The 19,947-nt window shown below is 65.3% G+C and carries 20 protein-coding genes and 1 rRNA gene; 13 read left to right on the forward strand and 8 right to left on the reverse strand.

All coding sequences use genetic code 11. The annotated features are described in order from the left end of the window. The first annotated feature begins 69 nt into the window (after positions 1-69). Positions 70-183: ribosomal RNA gene (rrf, locus tag B9N72_RS08770) — 5S ribosomal RNA — on the forward strand. A 191-nt stretch (positions 184-374) separates the two neighbouring features. Here rrf and B9N72_RS08775 read toward each other — a convergent pair. Continuing rightward, positions 375-1,469, reverse strand: a complete 1,095-nt coding sequence (locus B9N72_RS08775) for a polyamine ABC transporter substrate-binding protein (protein ID WP_085276041.1) — start codon at positions 1,467-1,469, stop codon at positions 375-377. A gap of 342 nt (positions 1,470-1,811) precedes the next feature. Between B9N72_RS08775 and B9N72_RS08780 the strand changes: the two genes are divergently transcribed. The 3 genes from B9N72_RS08780 to parE are packed head-to-tail and all read left to right on the forward strand — an operon-like array spanning position 1,812 to position 4,950. After that, a complete protein-coding gene (locus tag B9N72_RS08780; protein WP_143477787.1) occupies positions 1,812-2,348 on the forward strand; it encodes an RNA pyrophosphohydrolase in 537 nt (178 codons plus the stop codon). A 5-nt stretch (positions 2,349-2,353) separates the two neighbouring features. Continuing rightward, positions 2,354-2,989 (forward strand): DUF2238 domain-containing protein, encoded by a 636-nt coding sequence (locus B9N72_RS08785; RefSeq protein ID WP_200810918.1) that lies wholly within the window; start codon positions 2,354-2,356, stop codon positions 2,987-2,989. Then, entirely contained in the window at positions 2,986-4,950 is a 1,965-nt protein-coding gene (gene parE, locus B9N72_RS08790; RefSeq protein WP_085276044.1) for a DNA topoisomerase IV subunit B, read from the forward strand. Before B9N72_RS08785 ends, parE begins: the two co-directional genes overlap by 4 nt. Before the next feature lie 186 nt (positions 4,951-5,136). On the opposite strand, the gene gcvA is transcribed toward parE, so the two are convergent. Continuing rightward, positions 5,137-6,027: a transcriptional regulator GcvA gene (gcvA, locus tag B9N72_RS08795; protein ID WP_085276045.1), complete on the reverse strand. Its 891-nt coding sequence runs from the start codon at positions 6,025-6,027 to the stop codon at positions 5,137-5,139. Positions 6,028-6,103: 76 nt separating this feature from the next. On the opposite strand from gcvA, the gene B9N72_RS08800 reads away from it, so the two are divergent. The 9 genes from B9N72_RS08800 (at position 6,104) to B9N72_RS08840 (ending at position 14,573) form a co-directional block, all read left to right on the forward strand. Beyond that, on the forward strand, positions 6,104-6,658 hold the full coding sequence (locus B9N72_RS08800) for a chromate transporter (protein ID WP_085276046.1): 555 nt from the start codon (positions 6,104-6,106) through the stop codon (positions 6,656-6,658). Beyond that, positions 6,655-7,176, forward strand: coding sequence for a chromate transporter (locus tag B9N72_RS08805; RefSeq protein ID WP_085276047.1), 522 nt, complete (start codon positions 6,655-6,657; stop codon positions 7,174-7,176). Before B9N72_RS08800 ends, B9N72_RS08805 begins: the two co-directional genes overlap by 4 nt. 79 nt (positions 7,177-7,255) lie before the next feature. Next, positions 7,256-8,323: a uroporphyrinogen decarboxylase gene (gene hemE / locus B9N72_RS08810; protein WP_085276048.1), complete on the forward strand. Its 1,068-nt coding sequence runs from the start codon at positions 7,256-7,258 to the stop codon at positions 8,321-8,323. A gap of 371 nt (positions 8,324-8,694) precedes the next feature. Continuing rightward, complete coding sequence (locus B9N72_RS08815; RefSeq protein ID WP_085276198.1) at positions 8,695-10,872, forward strand: primosomal protein N'; 2,178 nt, start codon at positions 8,695-8,697, stop codon at positions 10,870-10,872. After that, the gene (gene dacB, locus B9N72_RS08820) at positions 10,872-12,305 is read left to right on the forward strand and encodes a D-alanyl-D-alanine carboxypeptidase/D-alanyl-D-alanine endopeptidase (protein ID WP_085276049.1); all 1,434 of its coding nucleotides are present in this window, start codon (positions 10,872-10,874) and stop codon (positions 12,303-12,305) included. Before B9N72_RS08815 ends, dacB begins: the two co-directional genes overlap by 1 nt. After that, the gene (gene grxC, locus B9N72_RS08825; protein WP_008954847.1) at positions 12,302-12,559 is read left to right on the forward strand and encodes a glutaredoxin 3; all 258 of its coding nucleotides are present in this window, start codon (positions 12,302-12,304) and stop codon (positions 12,557-12,559) included. Before dacB ends, grxC begins: the two co-directional genes overlap by 4 nt. A 92-nt stretch (positions 12,560-12,651) precedes the next feature. Then, positions 12,652-13,104: a protein-export chaperone SecB gene (secB, locus tag B9N72_RS08830; RefSeq protein ID WP_008954848.1), complete on the forward strand. Its 453-nt coding sequence runs from the start codon at positions 12,652-12,654 to the stop codon at positions 13,102-13,104. Positions 13,105-13,109: 5 nt separating this feature from the next. Next, positions 13,110-13,556 (forward strand): SH3 domain-containing protein, encoded by a 447-nt coding sequence (locus B9N72_RS08835; protein ID WP_085276050.1) that lies wholly within the window; start codon positions 13,110-13,112, stop codon positions 13,554-13,556. A gap of 12 nt (positions 13,557-13,568) precedes the next feature. Then, positions 13,569-14,573, forward strand: a complete 1,005-nt coding sequence (locus B9N72_RS08840) for an NAD(P)H-dependent glycerol-3-phosphate dehydrogenase (protein ID WP_085276051.1) — start codon at positions 13,569-13,571, stop codon at positions 14,571-14,573. A 64-nt stretch (positions 14,574-14,637) separates the two neighbouring features. Here B9N72_RS08840 and B9N72_RS08845 read toward each other — a convergent pair whose 3' ends face one another. The 6 genes from B9N72_RS08845 to aroQ all read right to left on the reverse strand — a co-directional run bounded on the left by B9N72_RS08845 (position 14,638) and on the right by aroQ (position 19,891). Further along, entirely contained in the window at positions 14,638-15,150 is a 513-nt protein-coding gene (locus tag B9N72_RS08845; protein WP_234985930.1) for a redoxin domain-containing protein, read from the reverse strand. A gap of 305 nt (positions 15,151-15,455) precedes the next feature. Further along, positions 15,456-16,604, reverse strand: a complete 1,149-nt coding sequence (locus tag B9N72_RS08850; RefSeq protein ID WP_085276053.1) for a DUF3426 domain-containing protein — start codon at positions 16,602-16,604, stop codon at positions 15,456-15,458. Further along, positions 16,601-17,497 carry a 50S ribosomal protein L11 methyltransferase gene (gene prmA, locus B9N72_RS08855; protein WP_085276054.1) on the reverse strand — a complete coding sequence of 299 codons (897 nt, stop codon included), beginning with the start codon at positions 17,495-17,497 and terminating at the stop codon, positions 16,601-16,603. Before prmA ends, B9N72_RS08850 begins: the two co-directional genes overlap by 4 nt. Next, positions 17,497-18,855, reverse strand: a complete 1,359-nt coding sequence (gene accC, locus B9N72_RS08860; RefSeq protein ID WP_085276055.1) for an acetyl-CoA carboxylase biotin carboxylase subunit — start codon at positions 18,853-18,855, stop codon at positions 17,497-17,499. Before accC ends, prmA begins: the two co-directional genes overlap by 1 nt. A 90-nt stretch (positions 18,856-18,945) precedes the next feature. Continuing rightward, a complete protein-coding gene (accB, locus tag B9N72_RS08865) occupies positions 18,946-19,401 on the reverse strand; it encodes an acetyl-CoA carboxylase biotin carboxyl carrier protein (RefSeq protein ID WP_085276056.1) in 456 nt (151 codons plus the stop codon). A 40-nt stretch (positions 19,402-19,441) separates the two neighbouring features. Further along, positions 19,442-19,891 (reverse strand): type II 3-dehydroquinate dehydratase, encoded by a 450-nt coding sequence (aroQ, locus tag B9N72_RS08870; protein WP_085276057.1) that lies wholly within the window; start codon positions 19,889-19,891, stop codon positions 19,442-19,444. Between the last annotated feature and the right edge of the window lie 56 nt (positions 19,892-19,947).

A 19,947-nucleotide genomic window follows, 5' to 3' on the forward strand; every position in this document is an offset into this window, starting at 1 on the left:
ATCGATTACCCAATTCGAAATGGAAGCCAACCGGCTTCCAGGCTTCTTCTAGTTTGTTGACAGTTTATGTCTGGCGGCCTTAGCGAGGTGGTCCCACCCCTTCCCATCCCGAACAGGACCGTGAAACGCCTTAGCGCCGATGATAGTGCGGCATTGCCGTGTGAAAGTAGGACACCGCCAGACTCCCCTCAAGAAAGCCCAGCTCACTACGAGCTGGGCTTTTTGCTTTGGCGCGGCCAAAACCCCGTGCCGCCCGCCGTGTCCCCGACGCGCTGGCGCTTGGGGTGGCGGTGGCTCTGCGTTACTCCCCCTGCCGCTGATGGCAAGAAAAAGGCCGGATCACCGGCCTTGGTAACACCATGACAGCCCGAAGGTTACTTCTGAGTCTTGATTTCCTGCCACAGACGGGTGGTCAGTCGCTGCAATTTCGGATCCATCGGCAGCATCACGAAACTGTGCTGAATGTCCTGAGGAGTCGGGAAAATCGACGGGTTGCTGAGGTTTTCCTTCTTGATGAACTTGCGCGCCGCCAGGCTGCCCGGTGCATAGTTCACGGTGTTGGCGTTGGCAGCCGCCACCTTGGCGCTCATGTTGTAGTCGATGAACTTGTAGGCGTTGTCGACGTTCTTGGCATCTTTCGGGATGACCATGCTGTCGACCCAGATGGCGACGCCTTCCTTCGGTACCAGCGGGGTAATCTTGACCTTGTTTTTGGCTTCTTCGGCACGCACGCGGGCGATATTGAGGTCGCCACCGTAGCCGTAGACCAGGCACAGGTTGCCGCCGGCCAGTTCATTGATGTAGCCGGAGGAGGAGAAGCGGGTGATGTAGGGGCGGATGGTTTTCAGCAGGGCTGCGGCTTCCTTGTAGTCGGCCTCATTCTTGCTGGCGGGGTCCTTGCCGAGGTATTTCAGTACCATCGGGAATACTTCACCCGGCGAGTCCAGTACGCTGACGCCGCAGGATTTGAGCTTGGAAACGTTTTCCTTCTTGAACAGGATGTCCCACTGTTTTTCCGGGAGTTTACCGCCCAGTGCCTTGGTGACCTTGTCGGTGTTGATGCCGATGGTGTTGACCCCCCAGAAGTAGGGCACCGCGTACTTGTTGTCCGGGTCGAACTTGGTCATGAGCTTGAGCAGTTCCGGATCCAGTTCTTTGTAATTGCTCAGCTTGGATTTGTCGATCGGCTGGTAGATGCCGGCCTGAATCTGCTTGGCGAGGAACTGGTTGGTGGGAACAACGATGTCGTAACCCGACTTGCCGGTGAGCATTTTGGCCTGCAGGATTTCGTTACTGTCATAGACGTCGTAGCGCACCTTGATGCCGGTCTGCTTCTGGAAAGTGGGAATGGTGTCTTCGGCGATGTAGTCGGACCAGTTGTAGACGTTCAGCACACTGCTGGCGGCGTGGCTGGCCGAGGCGGCCGTAGCCAGAGCACTGGCAACAAGAATGACAGCCTTACGTTTCATAGGAAACTCCTTCGACGGGGGTTACGATCTTGAGTCAAGTAGGCACGAGCCGACACCCGGATTGCCGTGTCGGTAAAACGCTTGTATAGATCAACGCTTCATCATAGTTCAGCTGATCAGCACTCTGTCATTTAACCTGCTCTGCCGGGTACGGGCAAGACCTTTGTCTCGGGCCGGGCACGGATTGGACGAGGGCGTCGGACGTGTTCACCGTTTGGGCCGACAGAGCGCGCGCCACGCCTTATCCGCTAGGGCGGAGCCCTCCTTGGACGGAAGGCCGAATGGCATGGGTAGACGAAATGTGCAAAAATTCGACTAACTAGACGAATTGCAGGTTTCTCCATGCTGGACCGGGACGGATACCGCCCCAATGTCGGAATCATCCTCATCAACGCCCGTAACGAGGTGTTCTGGGGCAAGCGCGTGCGCGAGCACTCGTGGCAGTTTCCGCAAGGGGGCATCAAGCCTGGTGAGAGTCCGGAAGCAGCGATGTACCGTGAGCTGCTCGAAGAGGTCGGTCTCTTGCCACAACATGTCAAAATTCTCGGCCGTACGCGCGACTGGCTGCGCTACGACGTTCCGACCAACTGGGTGCGGCGCGAATGGCGCGGCAGCTACAAGGGCCAGAAGCAGATCTGGTTTCTGCTGAAACTGGTCGGCCGCGATTGTGATGTTTGCCTGAGGGCGACCAACCACCCCGAGTTCGACGGCTGGCGCTGGAACGATTATTGGGCGCCGGTCGATCTGGTGATCGAGTTCAAACGCGACGTCTACCAGCGTGCCCTGGGTGAGTTGTCCCGCTTTTTGCGGGGCATGGAAAGCTACGAGACTTACCTGCAGCGCCGCCATTCCGCACCGGAAAAGACCGACGAGAGCTGATGCGCATGCCGATATCCACGGCTCTTCCTCGTCCCTGGTTGCCTTTCGGGCTGGTGGGCATGGTCGTGCTGTGGTCGGCGCTAGGTGCGCACGATGCGGCGACCTGGTGGCTGGAGGCGATTCCGGCCGTGCTGGGCTTGCCGCTGGTCTGGTGGCTGTGGCCGCGTTTTGCCTGGAGCCCGCTGGCGGTATGGGCCATGTCATTGCACGCCATGGTGTTGCTGGTAGGGGCGCACTATACCTATGCGCTCACCCCGCTCGGCTTCTGGCTGCAGGAGCTGTTCGATTTTTCCCGTAATCATTATGACCGTATCGGCCACCTGGCCCAGGGGTTTTTCCCGGCCATCCTGGCGCGTGAGGTGCTGCGCCGGCAGACTCCGCTGCAGGGTGGCTGGCTGACATTTATGGTGGTGTGTTTCTGCATGGCGCTGTCCGCCTGTTACGAGCTGGTGGAGTGGTGGACCGCGCTGGCCATCGGCGCTGCCGCCGATGCCTTTCTGGCGACGCAGGGCGATCCATGGGATACCCAGTGGGATATGTTCCTGGCGCTGTGCGGTGCACTCGTTTCCCAATTGTTTTTTGCCCGCGTTCACGAACGCCAGATCGGCCGACTGAGCGCGTTAACCATCGACACGCTATGACTCAACAGTACGACGAATCCTCGGTCCGGGTCCTCAAGGGACTGGAGCCGGTCAAGGAGCGTCCGGGCATGTATACCCGGACGACCGATCCGACCCACATCTGCCAGGAAGTGATCGACAACGCCGCCGACGAGGCCTTGGGCGGCTTCGCGCGCAAGATCGCGGTGACACTGCACCAGGACGGCTCGCTGTCCGTGGAGGATGACGGGCGCGGTATCCCCGTGGGCCTGCATCCACAGGAAGGGGTGCCGGTAGTGGAACTGGTGTTCACCCGGCTGCATGCGGGCGGCAAGTTCAACAAGAAGGATGGCGGTGCCTACGCGTTCTCCGGCGGCTTGCACGGTGTCGGCGTGTCGGTGACCAATGCGCTGTCGACGCGGCTCGAGGTCGAGGTCAAGCGCGAAGGCGGGGTGTACCGCATGGTGTTCGCCGGCGGTGACGTGATCGAGCCGCTGGCTCGTGTTGGCGATTGCGGCGCGCGTACCAGCGGCACGCGGGTGCGGGTATGGCCGGATGGCAAGTATTTCGAGAGTCCGCGCTATTCGCTGCCCGAGTTGGAGCGGTTGCTGCGTGCCAAGGCGGTGCTGCTGCCCGGGGTGGCGGTGACCTTGACCATCGAGCGCCCGAGCGGCGACGAGGTCAAGGTGTGGCAGTATCCGCAGGGGCTGAAGAGTTATCTGGCCGAGCTGTGCAACGGCGACGAGCCGGTGGCGCCGCTGTTCGCTAGTGAGGCCTACATTGGCGACGACCACGAGCAGTTCGCCAAAGGCGAGGGAGTGCAGTGGGCGCTGGCGTGGTTCGAGGACGGCGCCGGTGGCGAGAGTTATGTCAACCTGATCCCGACGTCGTCCGGCGGCACGCACGAGGCGGGCCTGCGCGCCGGGGTGTTCGATGCGGTGAAGAGCTTCGTCGATCACCACAACCTGTTGCCGCGCGGTGTCAAGCTGATGGCCGAGGACGTGTGGAGCCGGGTGCGTTTCGTGCTGTCGGCACGCGTGCTCGATCCGCAGTTCCAGGGGCAGACCAAGGAGAAGCTGACCAGCCGCGATGCGCTGAAGCTAATCTCTGGCCTGGCGCGCGACCCGGTGGAGTTGTGGCTGAACCAGCACGTCGAGGCTGGCAAGAAGATCGCCGAGCTGGCGATTCGCCAGGCGCAGTCGCGTCTGAAGTCGGTGAAGAAGGTCGAGAAGAAGAAGGGCTCGGGCGTGGCGGTGTTGCCGGGCAAGCTGACCGACTGTGAGAGCGAGGACATTGAGCGCAACGAGCTGTTCCTGGTCGAGGGCGATTCGGCCGGCGGTTCGGCCAAGCTGGCGCGCGACAAGGAATACCAGGCCATCCTGCCGCTGCGCGGCAAGGTGCTCAACAGCTGGGAGACCGACCGCGATCAGCTGTTCTCGAATGCCGAGATTCACGACATCTCGGTGGCGATCGGGGTCGACCCGCATGCGCCGGGCGAGAAGGCCGACCTGTCGGGGCTGCGCTACGGCAAGATCGCCATCCTGTCGGACGCCGACGTCGACGGCTCACACATCCAGGTGTTGTTGCTGACGCTGTTCTACCGTCACTTCTCGGCGCTCTTGGCCAACGGCCACATCTGCATCGCGCAGCCGCCGCTGTTCCGCGTCGACGTGCCGGGGCAGGGCAAGCACCGTCCGCCGAAGAAGCTGTACGCGCTGGACGAGGGCGAGCTGGAGGCCATCCTCGACCGCCTGCGCAGCGAAGGCGTGCGCGAGAACGCCTGGAGCATCAGCCGCTTCAAGGGCCTGGGCGAGATGAATCCGGAGCAGCTCAAGGACACCACCATGCACCCGGACACGCGCCGCCTGACCCAGGTGAAGGTGCGTCCCGAGGCGGAGGACGACACGCGCCGCATGTTCACCATGCTGATGGGCAAGGGCGAGGCGGCCAGCCGGCGCGGCTGGATGGAGGCCAAGGGCAACGAGGTCGAGGCCGACGTTTAAGTCCAGCGCTGCTCGGCAGCATCGGCAAGGCGCGAGTTGGCCGCCAGCCTGGTAACGGGCTGGCGGCCAACGCCGTTTGGGCAGCCGGAAGGGCCTGGTAGATCCGGCCGCTCTGCCGGCCTTCGATGCGGCGCTGATGGGTGAGTGCCACTGGGCTCGTTGGTCGGCTCAGGCTCGCCGCTCGGCTCACTCGCTGCCGGTGGCCTCTTCCTCCAGCCAGGCACAAAAGGCCGAAACCAGTTCGTCTCCCACCAGGCTTTGCGGCACGACCCAGCAATAGCCCTTGACCACCACCTCCGGTCCCGGCAGCGGAGCCACCAGCTTGCCGGAGGCGAGTTCTTCCTCGATCACCGGCAGTGGACCGAGCGTGACGCCGAGACCGTCGATGGCGGCCTGCAGCGCCAGGTAGTAGTGGTCGAAATGCTGGGTGGCGGCGGGCTGCAGTGCCGGTGCCCCGGCAGCGGCGAGCCAGCGTTCCCAGGCGACCGGCCGGGTTTCCGAGTGCAGCAGGGTGTGCTGGGTGAGATCGGCCACGCTGGCGATGGGGTGGCGTGCGAGCAGCGCCGGGCTGCACACCGGCAGTTCACGCTCGGCAAGGAAGGCATGGGCAACGAAGCCGCGCCAGTGCTCCTGACTGCGGCGGATGGCGATGTCGAAGTCGGCGTTCTGGTTGTTGATGGCAGCGTCGGAGGTGGCCAGGCGCAGTTCGACGCCAGGGTAGCGCAGCTGGAAGCGGGTGAGGCGCGGCAGCAGCCAGTGCATGGCGAGCGTCGGCGTGACGTTGATCTGGAGGCGGCGGCCCTGGCGGCGCGCGGTCAGGGCCTCGGTGGCGCCGGCAATGCCGTCGAACGCCGTCTGCAGTGCCGGCAGGTAAGCCTGGCCGGCGGCGTTGAGCGTGACGCGGCGGCCGCGCCGCTCGAACAGGGTGAAACCGAGCCAGTCTTCGAGTTGCTGCACCTGGCGGCTGATGGCGCCGTGGGTCACATGCAGGGCTTCGGCGGCGGCGCTGAAGCTGCCGAGGCGAGCTGCGGATTCGAAGGCTCTGAGGGCGTTGAGCGGGGGGAGGCGACGGGACATGCAGTTGAGTTTATCTCACCAGCGTCGCCATAAAAACTCGTTTGTGCCGTGCCGGCCGCAGGGGTAGCCTTGCGCCATGGATACCACTCTGCATACCCCACGCCGGCAGGAGTTGTTTGCCGGTTTCTTTTCTGTCGGGCTGTCCGGCTTCGGCGGCGTGCTGCCGCTGGCGCATCGCATGCTGGTGATGCAGCGGCGTTGGCTGTCCGATGCCGAATTCACCGAGGTGCTGGGGCTGGGGCAGGTGCTGCCCGGACCCAATATCGTCAACGTGGCGGTGGCGGTCGGCTCGCGCTTTCACGGTGTCAGCGGTGCGCTGGCGGCGGTGGGAGGGCTGATGCTGGCGCCCTTGGTGATCGTGCTGTCGCTCGCTATGCTGTATGGGCATTACCAGTCCGTGCCTGCCTTGCGCGGCGTGCTGGCGGGACTGGCGTCGGCGGGGGCTGGGCTGGTGGTGGCGATGGGACTGAGGTTGGCCGAAAAGCTGGAGCGGCGCGGCTGGTGCCTGGTCATCTCGCTGCTCACCCTGGTCGCGGTCGGGCTGTGGCGCCTGCCGCTGCTGGCAGTGCTGCTGGTGCTGGCTCCGCTGGCGATCGCGCTGGCGTGGCGGACACGGGAGCGGTGGTCATGAGCGTGCTGCTGTCGCTGCTGGGGACGTTTTCGCTGTTTTCGCTGATGGCGGTGGGGGGCGCGAATGCGCTGCTGCCGGAAATCCACCGTTACGTGGTGGAGTCGAATGGCTGGATGACCGGGACGGAGTTCGCCGCCTTGTTCGCCATCGCGCAGGCCGCACCCGGGCCCAATGTGTTGGTGGTGAGCCTGATCGGCTGGAAGGTGGCGGGCATCCCGGGCGCGCTGGTGAGCACGCTGGGCATGTGCGGGCCGTCGTCGCTGTTGAGTTTCTATGTGGCGCGGTTGTGGCAGCGATTTCGTGCCTCGCCGTGGCGCCGAGTGATCGAACGCGGGCTGGCGCCGGTGACGATCGGCCTGGTGCTGGGCAGCGCCTGGCTGTTGAGTCGTTCCGCCAACGACGGCTGGGCTTCCTGGCTGCTGTGCGGGGCGACCGCCGCGGTGGCGTGGAAGAGCCGGCTCAATCCGTTGTGGCTGTTGGGGGCGGGGGCCTTGCTGGGCTGGCTGGGGCTGGTGTGAAATCGGGCTCGACGGCTACGCGCCGGCAGGGATGAAGGCGGGGTATAATGAAAAATGAAACCAATCACTGCCATTCATCATGACCACGCTCAAGAACGATACTTTCCTGCGGGCCCTGCTCAAGGAGCCCGTTGAATACACCCCGATCTGGATGATGCGCCAGGCCGGCCGCTACTTGCCGGAATATCGCGCCACGCGCGCGCGCGCCGGCAGCTTCATGGGCTTGTGCACCAGCCCGGAGTTCGCCACCGAGGTGACGCTGCAGCCGCTGGAGCGCTTCCCGCTCGACGCCGCGATCCTGTTCTCCGATATTCTCACCGTGCCGGATGCGATGGGGCTGGGGCTGTATTTCGCCGAGGGCGAGGGGCCCAAGTTCCAGCACCCGCTGCGCGACGAGGCCGCCATCAAGGCGCTCTCGGTGGCGCCGATGGACAAGCTGCAGTACGTGTTCGACGCCGTGGCCAGCATCCGCAAGGCGCTGGACGGCCGGGTGCCGCTGATCGGCTTCTCCGGCAGCCCGTTCACGCTGGCCTGCTACATGATCGAGGGCGGTGGCTCGGACGACTTCCGCAACGTCAAGGCGATGCTGTACAGCCGCCCGGAACTGCTGCATCACATCCTCGACATCAACGCGCGTACCGTCACCGACTACCTCAATGCCCAGATCGATGCCGGTGCACAGGCGGTGCAGATCTTCGATACCTGGGGCGGGGCGCTGACCCACGCCGCCTACAAGACCTTCTCGCTGGCCTACATGCAGAAGATCATTGCCGGCCTCAAGCGCGAGGCGGATGGTCGTCGTGTGCCGGTGATCGTGTTCACCAAGGGCGGCGGCCAGTGGCTGGAAGACATCGCCACGATCGGTGCCGACGCCATCGGGCTCGACTGGACCACCGACATCGCCGACGCGCGTCGCCGTGTTGGCGGCGAGGTGGCGCTGCAGGGCAACCTCGATCCCAACGTGCTGTTTGCCAGCCCGGAGGGCATCGAAAAGGAAGTCAGCCGCATCCTGTCCTCCTACGGTCAAGGTAGCGGCCACGTGTTCAACCTGGGCCATGGCATTTCCCAGTTCGTCAACCCGGATCACGCCGCGGTGCTGGTCGAGGCGGTGCATCGTCTGTCGGTTCCCTACCATTACCACGGTTGAGACGTTGTCATAGCCAACCGGGGGTATATATGCCCATGCGGCCATTGGTTTTCCAGTGGCCGTTTTACTTTGCGGGTTTTTGCTGTCAAGGGATTGACAGGGGTTCCAACAGTTGTTCCATGACTTATGCACACCGACGTGGCCTGCGCATGAGGCGGGAGCAGGGTTTGACCCAGCTTGGCGCAAACAGGTTAAGTTTTTGAATTAATTGATAAATATAATTTGATTAATTTTTGTGCAAACTAACTGCAACGGCGCGGATCAACCATTCGGCATCGTCGCAAGGCAGTTGTGCACAATGTTATCCACAGCTTCTGTGGGCAGGTGGCAGAAAGCCTTGCCTGGACAGGGTTTGCGCGGGGGAGCGAATGATGGCGGAGGAGTGCGCGGTTCAGGTGGCCGTGGACGTGCCCCTTTTTGGAACGTTCAGCTACTTGACCCATCTGCCGTTGCGCGCGGGTCAGCGGGTCAGGGTGCCGTTTGGTCCACGCCGGGTGTGTGGCTTCATTACCAATGATATACCTACCGAGGGTATCGAGATCGGACGCCTGAAACGGGTCGAGGAACTGTTCGACGAGTTGCCGCCGCTGCCGGCCACGCTGCTCGCGATGGTGCGTTTCGCCGCCGATTATTACCACCATCCCATCGGCCAGACCCTGTTCACCGCGCTTCCCGGTGCGCTGCGCACCGACTGCGCGGTCCGGCTCGAGGACGAGCGCCTGTGGCAGCTGACCGGGGCAGGGTTGGCCGAAGAACCCCCGGCACGGCAAAAGGCGCGCCGGGCGCTGTGGCAGGCCTTGCAGGACGGTCCGCTGACGAACGCGGCGGTGCGTGCCGTCAGCGCCCAGGCCGGGCGCATACTGGCCGACTGGCTGCAGGAGGGCCGGGCCGAGCGCGTGCCGCCGGAGCCGCTGCCCTTGCGCGTCGCCCCGGCACCGAGCCTGAACGACGAACAGCAGCGGGCGCTGGAGGCCCTGTCGGAAACGCGTGACGACTTCGCCCCCTATGTGTTGCACGGCATTACCGGCAGCGGCAAGACCGAAGTCTATCTGCGCCTGATCGAACGGGTGCTGGCGGCCGGGCGCCAGGTGCTGCTGCTGGTGCCGGAAATCAACCTGACGCCGCAGTTGATAGAGCGCTTTACCGGGCGCTTTCCTGCCACGCGGGTGGTGATGCTGCACAGCCACCTGGCCGACGGCGAGCGCCTCAAGGGCTGGGTCGACGCTTGGCAAGGGCGCGCCGGCATCGTCATCGGCACCCGACTGGCGGTATTCACCCCGCTGCCGCGCTTGGGACTGATCGTGGTCGACGAGGAGCACGACAGCTCGTTCAAGCAGCAGGATGGCCTGCGTTACCACGCCCGCGACCTGGCGGTATGGCGCGCGCGCCAGGAGCGGGTGCCGATCGTGCTGGGCAGCGCCACGCCCAGCCTGGAAACCATGGCCAACGTCGCGGCCGGACGTTACCGGCGCCTGACCCTGAGCCGGCGCGCTCACGACGCGGCGCGGCTGCCGGCGATCCGGCTGGTGGACACGCGCCGGATCAAGCTGGTGGAGGGGTTGGCCGAAGCGGTGATCGCGGCGCTGAAGGCGCGTGTGGCGCGTGGCGAGATGAGTCTGGTGTTCATCAACCGGCGCGGCTTCGCCCCAGTGGTGGCGTGCCACGAGTGCGGCTGGCTGTCGGGTTGCCCGCGCTGCTCGGCCAAGCTGGTGGTGCACCTCGCCGAGCGCAAGATGCGCTGCCACCACTGCGGCTGGGAGGAGGCGGTGCCGCATGTCTGCCCCGACTGCGGCAACGTCGATCTCAAGCCGTTGGGGCAGGGCACGCAGCGCCTGGAGGCGGCGCTGGCGCGGCTGCTGCCGGAGGCGCGCCTGCTGCGCATCGACCGCGACACCACGCGCCACAAGGCGGCCTGGGACGAGGTGTACCGCAAGGTGCGCGCCGGCGAGGTGGACGTGCTGGTGGGCACGCAGATGCTGGCCAAGGGGCACGATTTCGGGGCGTTGTCGCTGGTCACGGTGCTGAACGCCGACGGCGGGCTGTACTCCGCCGACTACCGCGCCGCCGAGCGGCTGTTCGCCCAGTTGCTGCAAGTGGCCGGCCGCGCCGGCCGCGCCGAGGCGCCGGGCGAGGTGCTGGTGCAGACGCAATGGCCGGAGCACCCGCTGTACCAGGCGCTGCTGCGCCACGACTTCGACGGCTACGCCCAGACCCTGCTCGAGGAGCGGCGCATGGCGGGCTTCCCGCCGGCGGTGCACCAGGCACTGCTGCGTGCCGATGCCTACGAACTCGCCAGCGCCACCGCCTTTCTGACCGCGCTACGCGCCGAGGCCGAGCCGCACGCCGACGGCGTGCTGGTGTCCGGCCCGGCGCCGGCGCTGATGGTGCGCCTCGCCAACCGCGAGCGCGCCCAGCTGGTGTTCGAGAGCGGCAGCCGCGCCGCGCTGCATGCCTTGCTCGAACGACTCGTCCCGTTGGCCGAACGGCTGGCCAAGACGCATGGCCGCGCCTTGCGCTGGTCGCTCGACGTCGACCCGCAGGAGATGTGATGAAACGATTACGCGCCATGGCGCTGCTGGTGCTGTCCTGCTGGATGCTGCCGGCCTGCGCGCTGGAACTGTACGGCATCCATGCCGACGAGATCGCGCTGTGGGCGGCCCCGGTGGAAGGGAAGGGCGTGTTCGAGGCGTACCGCGCCGAGCAGGCCGTCAATCCAGCGTCGACCATGAAGCTGCTGACCGGCTGGAGCGCGCTGACCCGGCTCACCCCCGACTACCGCTGGCACAGCGAGCTGGTGTCGGCGGCGCCGTTGCGGCACGGCGTGCTGCAGGGCGATCTGTACTGGATCGGCGCCGGCGATCCGCGGTTTGCCAACCGCGACCTGCAAGACATGCTGCGTACCTTGCGCGCGCGCGGCATCGAGCGCATCCAGGGGCGGCTACTGCTCGACAAGTGCGCCTTCAGCCGCATCGGCAGCGCCAGCGATTTCGGCGGCGATGTCGGGCGCGTGTTCATGGTCGATCCCGACACCCACCTCACCGGGCTCAAGGTGGCCTGGCTGCGCTTCTTCAACGACGGCAACGGCGCCCGCGTCACGCTCGATCCGCCGCTGGCCGGGGTGCGCCTGACCAGCGCACTGAGCGACGGCGGCGAGGGCCCCTGCGACGACGTGCGGCGGGTCGTCAGCATCCAGGTCGAGAACGAGCATGTCAGCGTCAGCGGTGCCTTGCCAAGAAGCTGTGACGGGGCGCAGAGCTACGTCAACGTGCTCGACCACGACCAGTACGCCGCCCAGGCCTTCACCGCGCTGTGGCGCGAGCTGGGCGGGCGCGGAGCGGCGGCCAGCGGCCGTGGCACGGCACCGCCTGAGGCGCGCGTGCTGGCCAGCCATGACTCCGACCCCTTGCCGGCCGCCTTGGCGGACATCAACAAGTACAGCAACAACACCATGGCGCGCATGTTGTACCTGACGCTGGGGCGGGTGGCCGGCGGCAGCGGCGACACCGTGGCCGACGCCGAGCGCGCCGTGCGGCAAACGTTGGCCGAAGCCGGCATTCCCGCCACGCCGCTGGTGCTGGAGAACGGCGCCGGGCTGTCGCGCCAGGAGCGCGTTTCGGCCAGGCTGCTGGGCGAAGTGCTGAGAAGCGCGGCGCGTGGTCCCTACGCCGGCGAGTTCCTGGCCAGCCTGCCTATCGCCGCGGCGGACGGCACGCTGAAGAAGCGCTTTGCCAACCTGGGACCGCGCCTGCGGCTGAAGACCGGCACGCTCGACGGCGTGCGTGCCCTGGCCGGTTACTGGCAGGCGGCCGACGGCCGTCGGCTCGCCCTCGTCGCCCTCGTCAACAGCCCGCGCGCCGCCGAACTGGTGCCGGCGCTGGACCGGGTGGTGAGCGACCTGGTGACGCGTTTTGATCCCGCCGCCGGCGGGCAGCCGGAGTATAATTTGCCGGTACCTCCAAGCCTTCCTGTGGAACCCCGATGAAACCCGTAACCATGTACACCACCGCCGTCTGCCCCTACTGCATCCGTGCCAAGCAACTGCTGGCACGCAAGGGCGTGGCCGGCATCACCGAAATCCGCGTCGACCTGGAACCGGCCGAGCGTGAGAAGATGATGAGCCGCACCGGCCGCCGCACCGTGCCGCAGATCTACATCGGCGACAGCCACGTCGGCGGCTTCGACGACCTGGCGGCGCTCGAGCACGCCGGCAAGCTCGACGTGCTGCTGGCGGACTGACGGTGACTCCGGCTGCGCTTTCATGCGATGATGCCGGCTGATTTTTCCCTTATTTGATTCCACCCCATGGCGGGTGTCAGGCGAGATTGAACATGAGCGAACAACAAGAAGTGCAACCGGTTTTCTCCATCGAAAAAATCTACGTGAAGGACCTGTCCCTCGAAGTGCCGAACGCCCCGCAGGTGTTCCTCGAGCAGGCTCAGCCGGACATCGACATGCAGCTCGCCTCGGAAGGCAAGCTGATCGAGGATGGCTTCTACGAGTGCACGCTGACCGTCACCGTGACCGCCAAGTTGCCGGAAAAGACCATGTTCCTGGCCGAAGTGGCGCAAGCCGGCATCTTCCAGATCCGCGACGTGCCGGCCGACGACATCGAGCCGATCCTCGGCGTGGCCTGCCCGAACATCCTGTTCCCGTACGCGCGTGAAACCGTGTCCAGCCTGGTGAACCGCGCCGGCTTCCCGCCGGTGCTGCTGTCGCCGATCAACTTCGAGTCGCTGTACATGCAGCAGCGCGCCCAGTTGGCCGAAGCCGGCAACGCCTGATCCGTATGAAGAAGTCCCTCGTCGTCTCGCTGCTGCTGGCCGCCGGGTTCGCCGCCCCGCTGGCCAACGCACTGGAGTTCCGCTCTGTCAAGGAGACCGGCGTGGCGCTGTACGAAGCGCCGGCGCTGAATGCGAAGAAGCTGTTCGTGGTCAGCCGCTACTACCCGGTCGAAGTGCTGACGAGCCAGAAGGAGTGGTCGCGCGTGCGCGACGCCACCGGCGGCATCGCCTGGATTCCGTCGGCGGCCTTGTCCACGCAGCGCATGCTGTTGGTGGTGGTCGACAAGAGCGAAGTGCGCGCCGAGGCCGATGCCGCCTCGCCGCTGCGCTTCAGCGTGCCGCGCGACGGCGTGCTCGAACTGCTCGAGCCGCCCCAGGCCGGCTGGGTCAAGGTGCGCCATCGCGACGGCAGCGAAGGTTACGTCCGCATCACCGACCTCTGGGGCCTGTAAACGGGAGATCGCATGAAACTGGCTGTGCTGGGAGCGGGTGCCTGGGGCACCGCGTTGGCGATCGCCTACGCGCGCCATCACCATGTCACCCTGTGGGCGCGCGACGCCGACCAGGTGACCCAGATGGCGGCGGAGCGTCTCAATACCCGCTATTTGCCGGGCTGCCCTCTGCCCGACGAGCTGGCCTTGAGCGCCGAGCTGTCGCATGCCGTTGACGGCGCCGACCTGATCCTGATCGTCACGCCGATGGCCGGGCTGCGCCCGACCCTGCGCGCGCTGACCGCCCTGTCTTCCGGGTTGCCGCCGCTATTGTGGGCCTGCAAGGGCTTCGAGGCGGGCTCCAGCCTGCTGCCGCACCAGGTCGTGGCGGAGGAACTGCCGTCCGGCGTGCCGTGCGGGGTGCTGTCCGGCCCGAGCTTCGCGCGCGAGGTGGCGATGGGATTGCCGGCTGCACTCGCCGTGGCCTCGGACGACTACGCCTTCGCCAAGCGCATGGCGCGGACGCTCAACAGCCCGCGGCTGCGGCTCTACGCCAACGACGACCTGGTCGGCGTCGAGGTAGGGGCGGCGGTGAAGAACGTCATGGCGATCGCCACCGGCGTCGCCGACGGCCTGCAGTTCGGCATGAACGCCCGCGCCGCGCTGATCACCCGTGGCCTGGCCGAGATCACCCGGCTGGCGCTGGCGCTGGGTGGCAGCCAGCAGAGCATGATGGGCTTGGCCGGCATGGGCGATCTGATCCTCACCTGCACCGGTGCATTGTCGCGCAACCGTCAGGTCGGCCTGAAACTGGCCGAAGGCAAGTCGCTGGAGCAGATACTGCAGGAACTGGGCCACGTTGCAGAAGGGGTGCCGACCGCTCGCGAGGTGCTGACCATGGCCGAGCGGCTCGAGGTCGACATGCCGATCACCGCCGCGGTGTGCGGCCTGCTCTATCACGGCAGCGATCCGCACAAGGTGGTGGAGGAACTGCTGGGACGCGAGCCGAAATCGGAATCCGGCGAGCGCCTGGACTGAAACCTCGCCACACTGACAGCAAGCCACCCTAGGGTGGCTTTTTGTTTGGCAGGCTCGACCCGCCTCAGCGCCCTTCGATGGTCTTGGCGATACCGGCGAAGTCGAATAGTTCTTCGGTGTCGCGCAGGCGTTCGGCGTAGATCACCTGATCCCGCGAATCGGTCAGGATCAGCGAAGGGGCGGTGTAACCCGCCAGCGGATAATCGGCGATCAGCACACCGTAAAACTTGTGAAAATCGCGCCCGCGCAGCGTCGAGAGCAGCGTCACCCCAGGCAGGCCGTGCTCGCGGCGCGCGCGCCGCAGAGTCGACGGCGAGTCGACCGAGATCACAAACAGCCGCAGGCCGGGCCATTGCTCCAGAAAGCGCCGTGTCTCCTGCAGCAGTTCGATGCCGCCGTATTCCTGCTCGTCGAGCGACAGCAAGGTGATGATCGCCTTGGGCGAGCCATGAAATTGCTCGAGTGAGACGTCGTTCAGGTTTTCGTCGACCAGCATGAAACTGTGCAGCGGATTGCCGACCTGGGGAAAGTCGCCAAGCACCTGCAAGGCGTCGTCACGGTGCTGCAATGTAAACATGTCCATGTCCTGTTTTCTCCCGCGTTATCTACTCATGGTGGACGAGATCGGGCAGAAAACAAGCGGAAATCAGGGGGCAACGAAAAAGCCGCCCGATGGCGGCTTGTGCAGAGGGATGGCACCAAGTGCCTATGGCCGTTGCTGAGGAAGCCAAAGCAGCTTGAGCGCCGCCAGCGTCAGAAACCGGACTATATGGAGTACCTGAGGATTGCGCATCGCTGCGCGGCCCTTCAAAAGCGTCGCATGCCGTGCTGCCGGCGCTCAAGTTGAGAAGGCGTGGCCGCCTGATGAAAAGGCACTAAGGTTCAGGGGTAGAACCAGAGCAGGCTGTAGCCCATCGCGCGGACCTTGCCGACGTCGAAGCGCATGGCGATGCGTATCTCGCTATTGCTCTTGAACTGCATGGCCTTGTAGTCGTCGGGCTTGAGGTATTCCTGTGGCGAGAACACCTTGCGGATCACCACCTGGTCCTCGGCATCCTTCAGCGTGACCTCCAGCATCGGATAAGCCTGCGGGTACGCGGCGTGGTTCTTCAGCGTGGCGGCCAGCTGGATCAGGTTCTGCTGATCGGGCACGAAAGACAGCTCCGACCATTCGGTACGGATCAGCGCGCTGTCGGTTGGCAGCGGAACGCTGCAGCCGACGCCCAGACACAGTTTTTCCAGCGTCGGGCGCAGTTCCGGCACCTCGGCGGCAATGCGGGTGCGGTTGAGGTAGACCAGTTGCAGCGCCAGGGCCAGCATGCCGATCAACGCCAGGCCGGCCATCAGCCAGGTCTGCCAGTTTCCCGTCCGGCGCGCCGCCGCTGGCGCTGGCTCAATGCCGGGGATGTCGGTAGCCGGGTCGAAGGTGGGTTCGGAGTCCGCCTCCGGCATCACCATCACCGTGGCCCCCTTTGGCTGGCCACGTTCTTCCCGTGCTTCGGTTTCGTTACGGGCGCCACGCGTGGCGGGGCCGGCGTGTTCCGACAGCGTCTCTTCCAGCAGTGCTTGCAAGGGGTCGTCGGCGGAGCGCGGCGGCGCTTCCGTTGTCGCGAACGGGTCGCCGATCGGCGCCGTGGCATCGCGGTGCTGCATCGCCTCGGACAGGGCGCGCTGGAACGTGGCCATGTCATTGGCGTCGGTGGCCGGTGCGCTGGGGGGGGCTGCTGCGACCGTCTCTGCCGACGGCGCCGTCTCGGTGGCCGGGGGGCTGCCTAGCGGGTCGAAGTCGGGCAACTCCAGCTCGAAGTCGTCGGCCGGGTCGGGGCGGCTGGCTGGCGGCACGGCAGGGGGGGGGGGCGGTACCGGCGGCGTCGGCGTGAGCAGCGGCGGCTCCGCCACGATCATGTGTTCGGTGGCGTTGAAGACATGCGCACAGCGCCCGCAGCGGACCAGGCCGTTGGCAACGGCGAGCTGGGCATCGCTAACCTTGAAGCGGGTCTGGCAGCCGGGGCACTGTGTCGTATGCGTCATACCGTGGCGTGTCGGGTTCCAGTGAGTCGGGTCCAGCCTTCGTCGAATACCGGCGGTTCCATGTCGAACCAGGTCGCGTAGATGGCGGATAGCTCTTCCGCCTGCTCCTGCAAGATGCCGGACAGGACAATCTTGCCGCCGGCCTTGACGTGGCCGGAAAGGAGTTCACCTAACAGGCGCAGCGGGTTGGCCAGGATGTTGGCCAGCACCACGTCGTACTGCGCTTGCGGGGTGGCGTCGGGAAGATAGAAACGGGCGACCACCTGGTTCTGGGTGGCGTTGTCCTGGCTGGCGCGCACCGCTTGCGGATCGATGTCGATACCGACCGCCGAGGCCGCACCGAGCTTGAGCGCGGCGATGGCCAGGATGCCCGAGCCGCAGCCGTAATCCAGCACGCTCTCGCCGCCCTTGATGTTGGCGTCGAGCCATTGCAGGCACAGCCGCGTGGTGGGGTGGCTGCCGGTGCCGAAAGCCAGGCCGGGATCGAGCTGGAGGTTGACGGCGGCGGGGTCCGGGCTCTCGTGCCAGGTCGGCGTGATCCAGAGCCGTTCCGAGATGCGGATCGGCTCGAACTGGGCCTGGGTCAGTCGCACCCAGTCCTGTTCTTCGACCCGCTCCTCGGCATAGTGCGGCAATGCGATCCCGCACTGGGTGCTGGCGGCCGCGATGATCAGCGCGACGTCGGCGGCTTCGTCGAACAGCGCGATGATGCGGCTCTGACTCCACAGCTTGTCGACCGGTTCGCCCGGCTCGCCGAAAATCGGCTGCTCCAGCTCGGTGCCGGCCAGCGCGTCCTCGATGGCGGCCGACAGTGCGCCGGCGTCCATCAGGGCGTCGGCCAACTGCTCGGCCACCACGGAGTCGGTGTCAATGGTGGCTTGAAGCCAGGCCATCAGGCGCTCCCCTTCTTCATCTGGGCCAGACGCTCTTCCAGGTAGTGGATGCTGGTGCCGCCCTTCTGGAAGGCGCCGTCCATGAACAGTTCCTGGTGCAGCGGGATGTTGGTCTTGATGCCGGTGATCGCCATTTCGGACAGCGCCACGCGCATGCGCGCCATGGCTTGCTCGCGGGTGTCGCCGAAGGCGATCAGTTTCCCGACCATCGAATCGTAGTGCGAAGGCACAGTGTAACCCTGGTAGATGTGCGAGTCGATGCGGATGCCCGGGCCGCCGGCCGGGTGGTAGCTCTCGATCTTGCCCGGGCTCGGTACGAAGGTGAACGGATCTTCGGCGTTGATACGGCACTCCATGGCGTGCCCCTTGAACACGATATCCTTTTGCTTGTAGCGCAGTTTTTCGCCGGCGGCAATACGGATCTGTTCCTGGACGATGTCGATGCCGGTGATCATTTCCGATACCGGGTGTTCGACTTGCACGCGGGTATTCATCTCGATGAAGTAGAACTCGCCGTTTTCGAACAGGAATTCGAAGGTGCCGGCGCCACGGTAGCCGATGCGGCGGCAGGCGTCGGCGCAGGCCTCGCCGATCTTCTTGCGCTGGGCCTCGGTGATGCCCGGGGCTGGCGCTTCCTCGATGATCTTCTGGTGACGGCGTTGCATCGAGCAATCGCGCTCGCCGAGATAAATGGCGTTGCCGTATTCGTCGGACAGCACCTGGATTTCGATGTGGCGCGGTTGTTCGAGGAATTTCTCCATGTACACCGTCGGGTTGCCGAAGGCGGCCGCGGCCTCGGTGCGGGTCATGTTGACCGAGTTGATCAGCGCCGCTTCGGTGTGCACCACGCGCATGCCGCGCCCGCCGCCGCCGCCGGCGGCCTTGATGATCACCGGGAAACCGATCTTCTTGGCGATCTTGGTGATTTCGACCGGGTCGTCCGGCAGCGCGCCGGCGGAACCGGGCACGGTCGGCACCTTGGCCTCGATCATCGCCTGCTTGGCCGAGACCTTGTCGCCCATCAGGCGGATGGTTTCCGAGCGCGGGCCGATGAAGACGAAGCCGGATTGCTCGACGCGTTCGGCGAAGTCGGCGTTCTCCGACAGGAAGCCGTAGCCGGGATGGATGGCCTGGGCGTCGGTGACCTCGGCGGCGGCGATCAGCGCCGGCACGTTGAGGTAGCTCTGGCCGGACGGCGCCGGGCCGATGCACACCGATTCGTCGGCCAGCTTGACGTACTTGGCATCGCGGTCGGCTTCGGAGTGCACCACGACGGTCTTGATGCCCATTTCGCGGCAGGCGCGCTGGATACGCAGGGCGATCTCGCCGCGGTTGGCGATGAGGATTTTTTCAAACATGGGGAACACCCGTGAAAAGCGAAACGTGAAACGCGAAAAGTGAGGCCGGGCCGATCACTTTTCCCATTTCACGTTCCTCGATATGGGGACTTACTCGATGATGAACAGCGGTTCGCCGTATTCGACCGGCTGGCCGTCTTCGGCCAGGACGGCCTTGATCACGCCGGAGCGGTCGGCTTCGATCTCGTTCATCAGCTTCATGGCTTCGATGATGCACAGGGTGTCGCCGGCGCTGACGCTCTGGCCGACCTCGACGAAGGCCTTGGAGCCCGGGCTCGGCGAGCGGTAGAAGGTGCCGACCATCGGCGACTTCAGCGCATTTTTGGTGTCGACGGCGGCCGGTGCCGCGTCGACCACGGCGGCGGGCGCCGCCACCGGCGCCGCTGCCGGCATCTGAATGGCGTGCATCGGCTGGGCGTAGGCAATGTTGGCATTGGCCGATACGCGGGTGATGCGGACTTTTTCTTCACCTTCGGTCACTTCGAGTTCGGCGATGCCGGATTCCTCGACGAGATCGATCAGTTTTTTCAGTTTGCGCAGGTCCATGGCAATCCTTCGAATGGGATGTTCTGTTTGGGGCAGGAACTCAGCTCCGGGCGGCAAGCTGCTTCACAGCATGCGCCAGGGCCAGTTCGTAGCCGTGTGCACCCAGCCCGCAGATGACGCCGACCGCCAGGTCGGAAAAATACGAGTGCTGGCGGAACGGTTCGCGGGCGTGGACGTTGGATAGGTGGATTTCGATGAACGGGAGTTTGACGCCGGCCAGCGCGTCCCGCAGGGCCACGCTGGTGTGCGTGAACGCGGCGGGATTAATGAGGATGAATGCGGTGCCGTCGTGCAGGGTCTGGTGCACGCGTTCGATCAACACGTGCTCGGCATTGCTTTGCAGCGCTTCCAGCACAAAACCGGCGGCCTGGGCTTGTTCGCTCAGGCGTTGGTTGATGGCGTCGAGCGTTTCGCGGCCGTAATGTGCGGGCTCCCGAACCTCTAGCAGGTTCAGGTTGGGGCCGTGCAAAACAAGGATTTTTGGGGTCAAGACTTACGTCCCGTTCTTCATCATGGGCGCGAGTTTGCCGTAATTCGCTGCAAGAT

The sequence above is a fragment of the Pseudogulbenkiania subflava DSM 22618 genome (assembly GCF_900177275.1).
GTDB lineage: Bacteria > Pseudomonadota > Gammaproteobacteria > Burkholderiales > Chromobacteriaceae > Pseudogulbenkiania > Pseudogulbenkiania subflava.

What these genes read in the sequence shown, in the direction of transcription:
- B9N72_RS08775 (WP_085276041.1), bottom strand. Translation starts at nt 1,469, where the DNA reads ATGAAACGTAAGGCTGTCATTCTTGTTGCCAGTGCTCTGGCTACGGCC.
- B9N72_RS08780 (WP_143477787.1), top strand. Translation starts at nt 1,812, where the DNA reads ATGCTGGACCGGGACGGATACCGCCCCAATGTCGGAATCATCCTCATC.
- B9N72_RS08785 (WP_200810918.1), top strand. Translation starts at nt 2,354, where the DNA reads ATGCCGATATCCACGGCTCTTCCTCGTCCCTGGTTGCCTTTCGGGCTG.
- parE (WP_085276044.1), top strand. Translation starts at nt 2,986, where the DNA reads ATGACTCAACAGTACGACGAATCCTCGGTCCGGGTCCTCAAGGGACTG.
- gcvA (WP_085276045.1), bottom strand. Translation starts at nt 6,027, where the DNA reads ATGTCCCGTCGCCTCCCCCCGCTCAACGCCCTCAGAGCCTTCGAATCC.
- B9N72_RS08800 (WP_085276046.1), top strand. Translation starts at nt 6,104, where the DNA reads ATGGATACCACTCTGCATACCCCACGCCGGCAGGAGTTGTTTGCCGGT.
- B9N72_RS08805 (WP_085276047.1), top strand. Translation starts at nt 6,655, where the DNA reads ATGAGCGTGCTGCTGTCGCTGCTGGGGACGTTTTCGCTGTTTTCGCTG.
- hemE (WP_085276048.1), top strand. Translation starts at nt 7,256, where the DNA reads ATGACCACGCTCAAGAACGATACTTTCCTGCGGGCCCTGCTCAAGGAG.
- B9N72_RS08815 (WP_085276198.1), top strand. Translation starts at nt 8,695, where the DNA reads ATGGCGGAGGAGTGCGCGGTTCAGGTGGCCGTGGACGTGCCCCTTTTT.
- dacB (WP_085276049.1), top strand. Translation starts at nt 10,872, where the DNA reads ATGAAACGATTACGCGCCATGGCGCTGCTGGTGCTGTCCTGCTGGATG.
- grxC (WP_008954847.1), top strand. Translation starts at nt 12,302, where the DNA reads ATGAAACCCGTAACCATGTACACCACCGCCGTCTGCCCCTACTGCATC.
- secB (WP_008954848.1), top strand. Translation starts at nt 12,652, where the DNA reads ATGAGCGAACAACAAGAAGTGCAACCGGTTTTCTCCATCGAAAAAATC.
- B9N72_RS08835 (WP_085276050.1), top strand. Translation starts at nt 13,110, where the DNA reads ATGAAGAAGTCCCTCGTCGTCTCGCTGCTGCTGGCCGCCGGGTTCGCC.
- B9N72_RS08840 (WP_085276051.1), top strand. Translation starts at nt 13,569, where the DNA reads ATGAAACTGGCTGTGCTGGGAGCGGGTGCCTGGGGCACCGCGTTGGCG.
- B9N72_RS08845 (WP_234985930.1), bottom strand. Translation starts at nt 15,150, where the DNA reads ATGTTTACATTGCAGCACCGTGACGACGCCTTGCAGGTGCTTGGCGAC.
- B9N72_RS08850 (WP_085276053.1), bottom strand. Translation starts at nt 16,604, where the DNA reads ATGACGCATACGACACAGTGCCCCGGCTGCCAGACCCGCTTCAAGGTT.
- prmA (WP_085276054.1), bottom strand. Translation starts at nt 17,497, where the DNA reads ATGGCCTGGCTTCAAGCCACCATTGACACCGACTCCGTGGTGGCCGAG.
- accC (WP_085276055.1), bottom strand. Translation starts at nt 18,855, where the DNA reads ATGTTTGAAAAAATCCTCATCGCCAACCGCGGCGAGATCGCCCTGCGT.
- accB (WP_085276056.1), bottom strand. Translation starts at nt 19,401, where the DNA reads ATGGACCTGCGCAAACTGAAAAAACTGATCGATCTCGTCGAGGAATCC.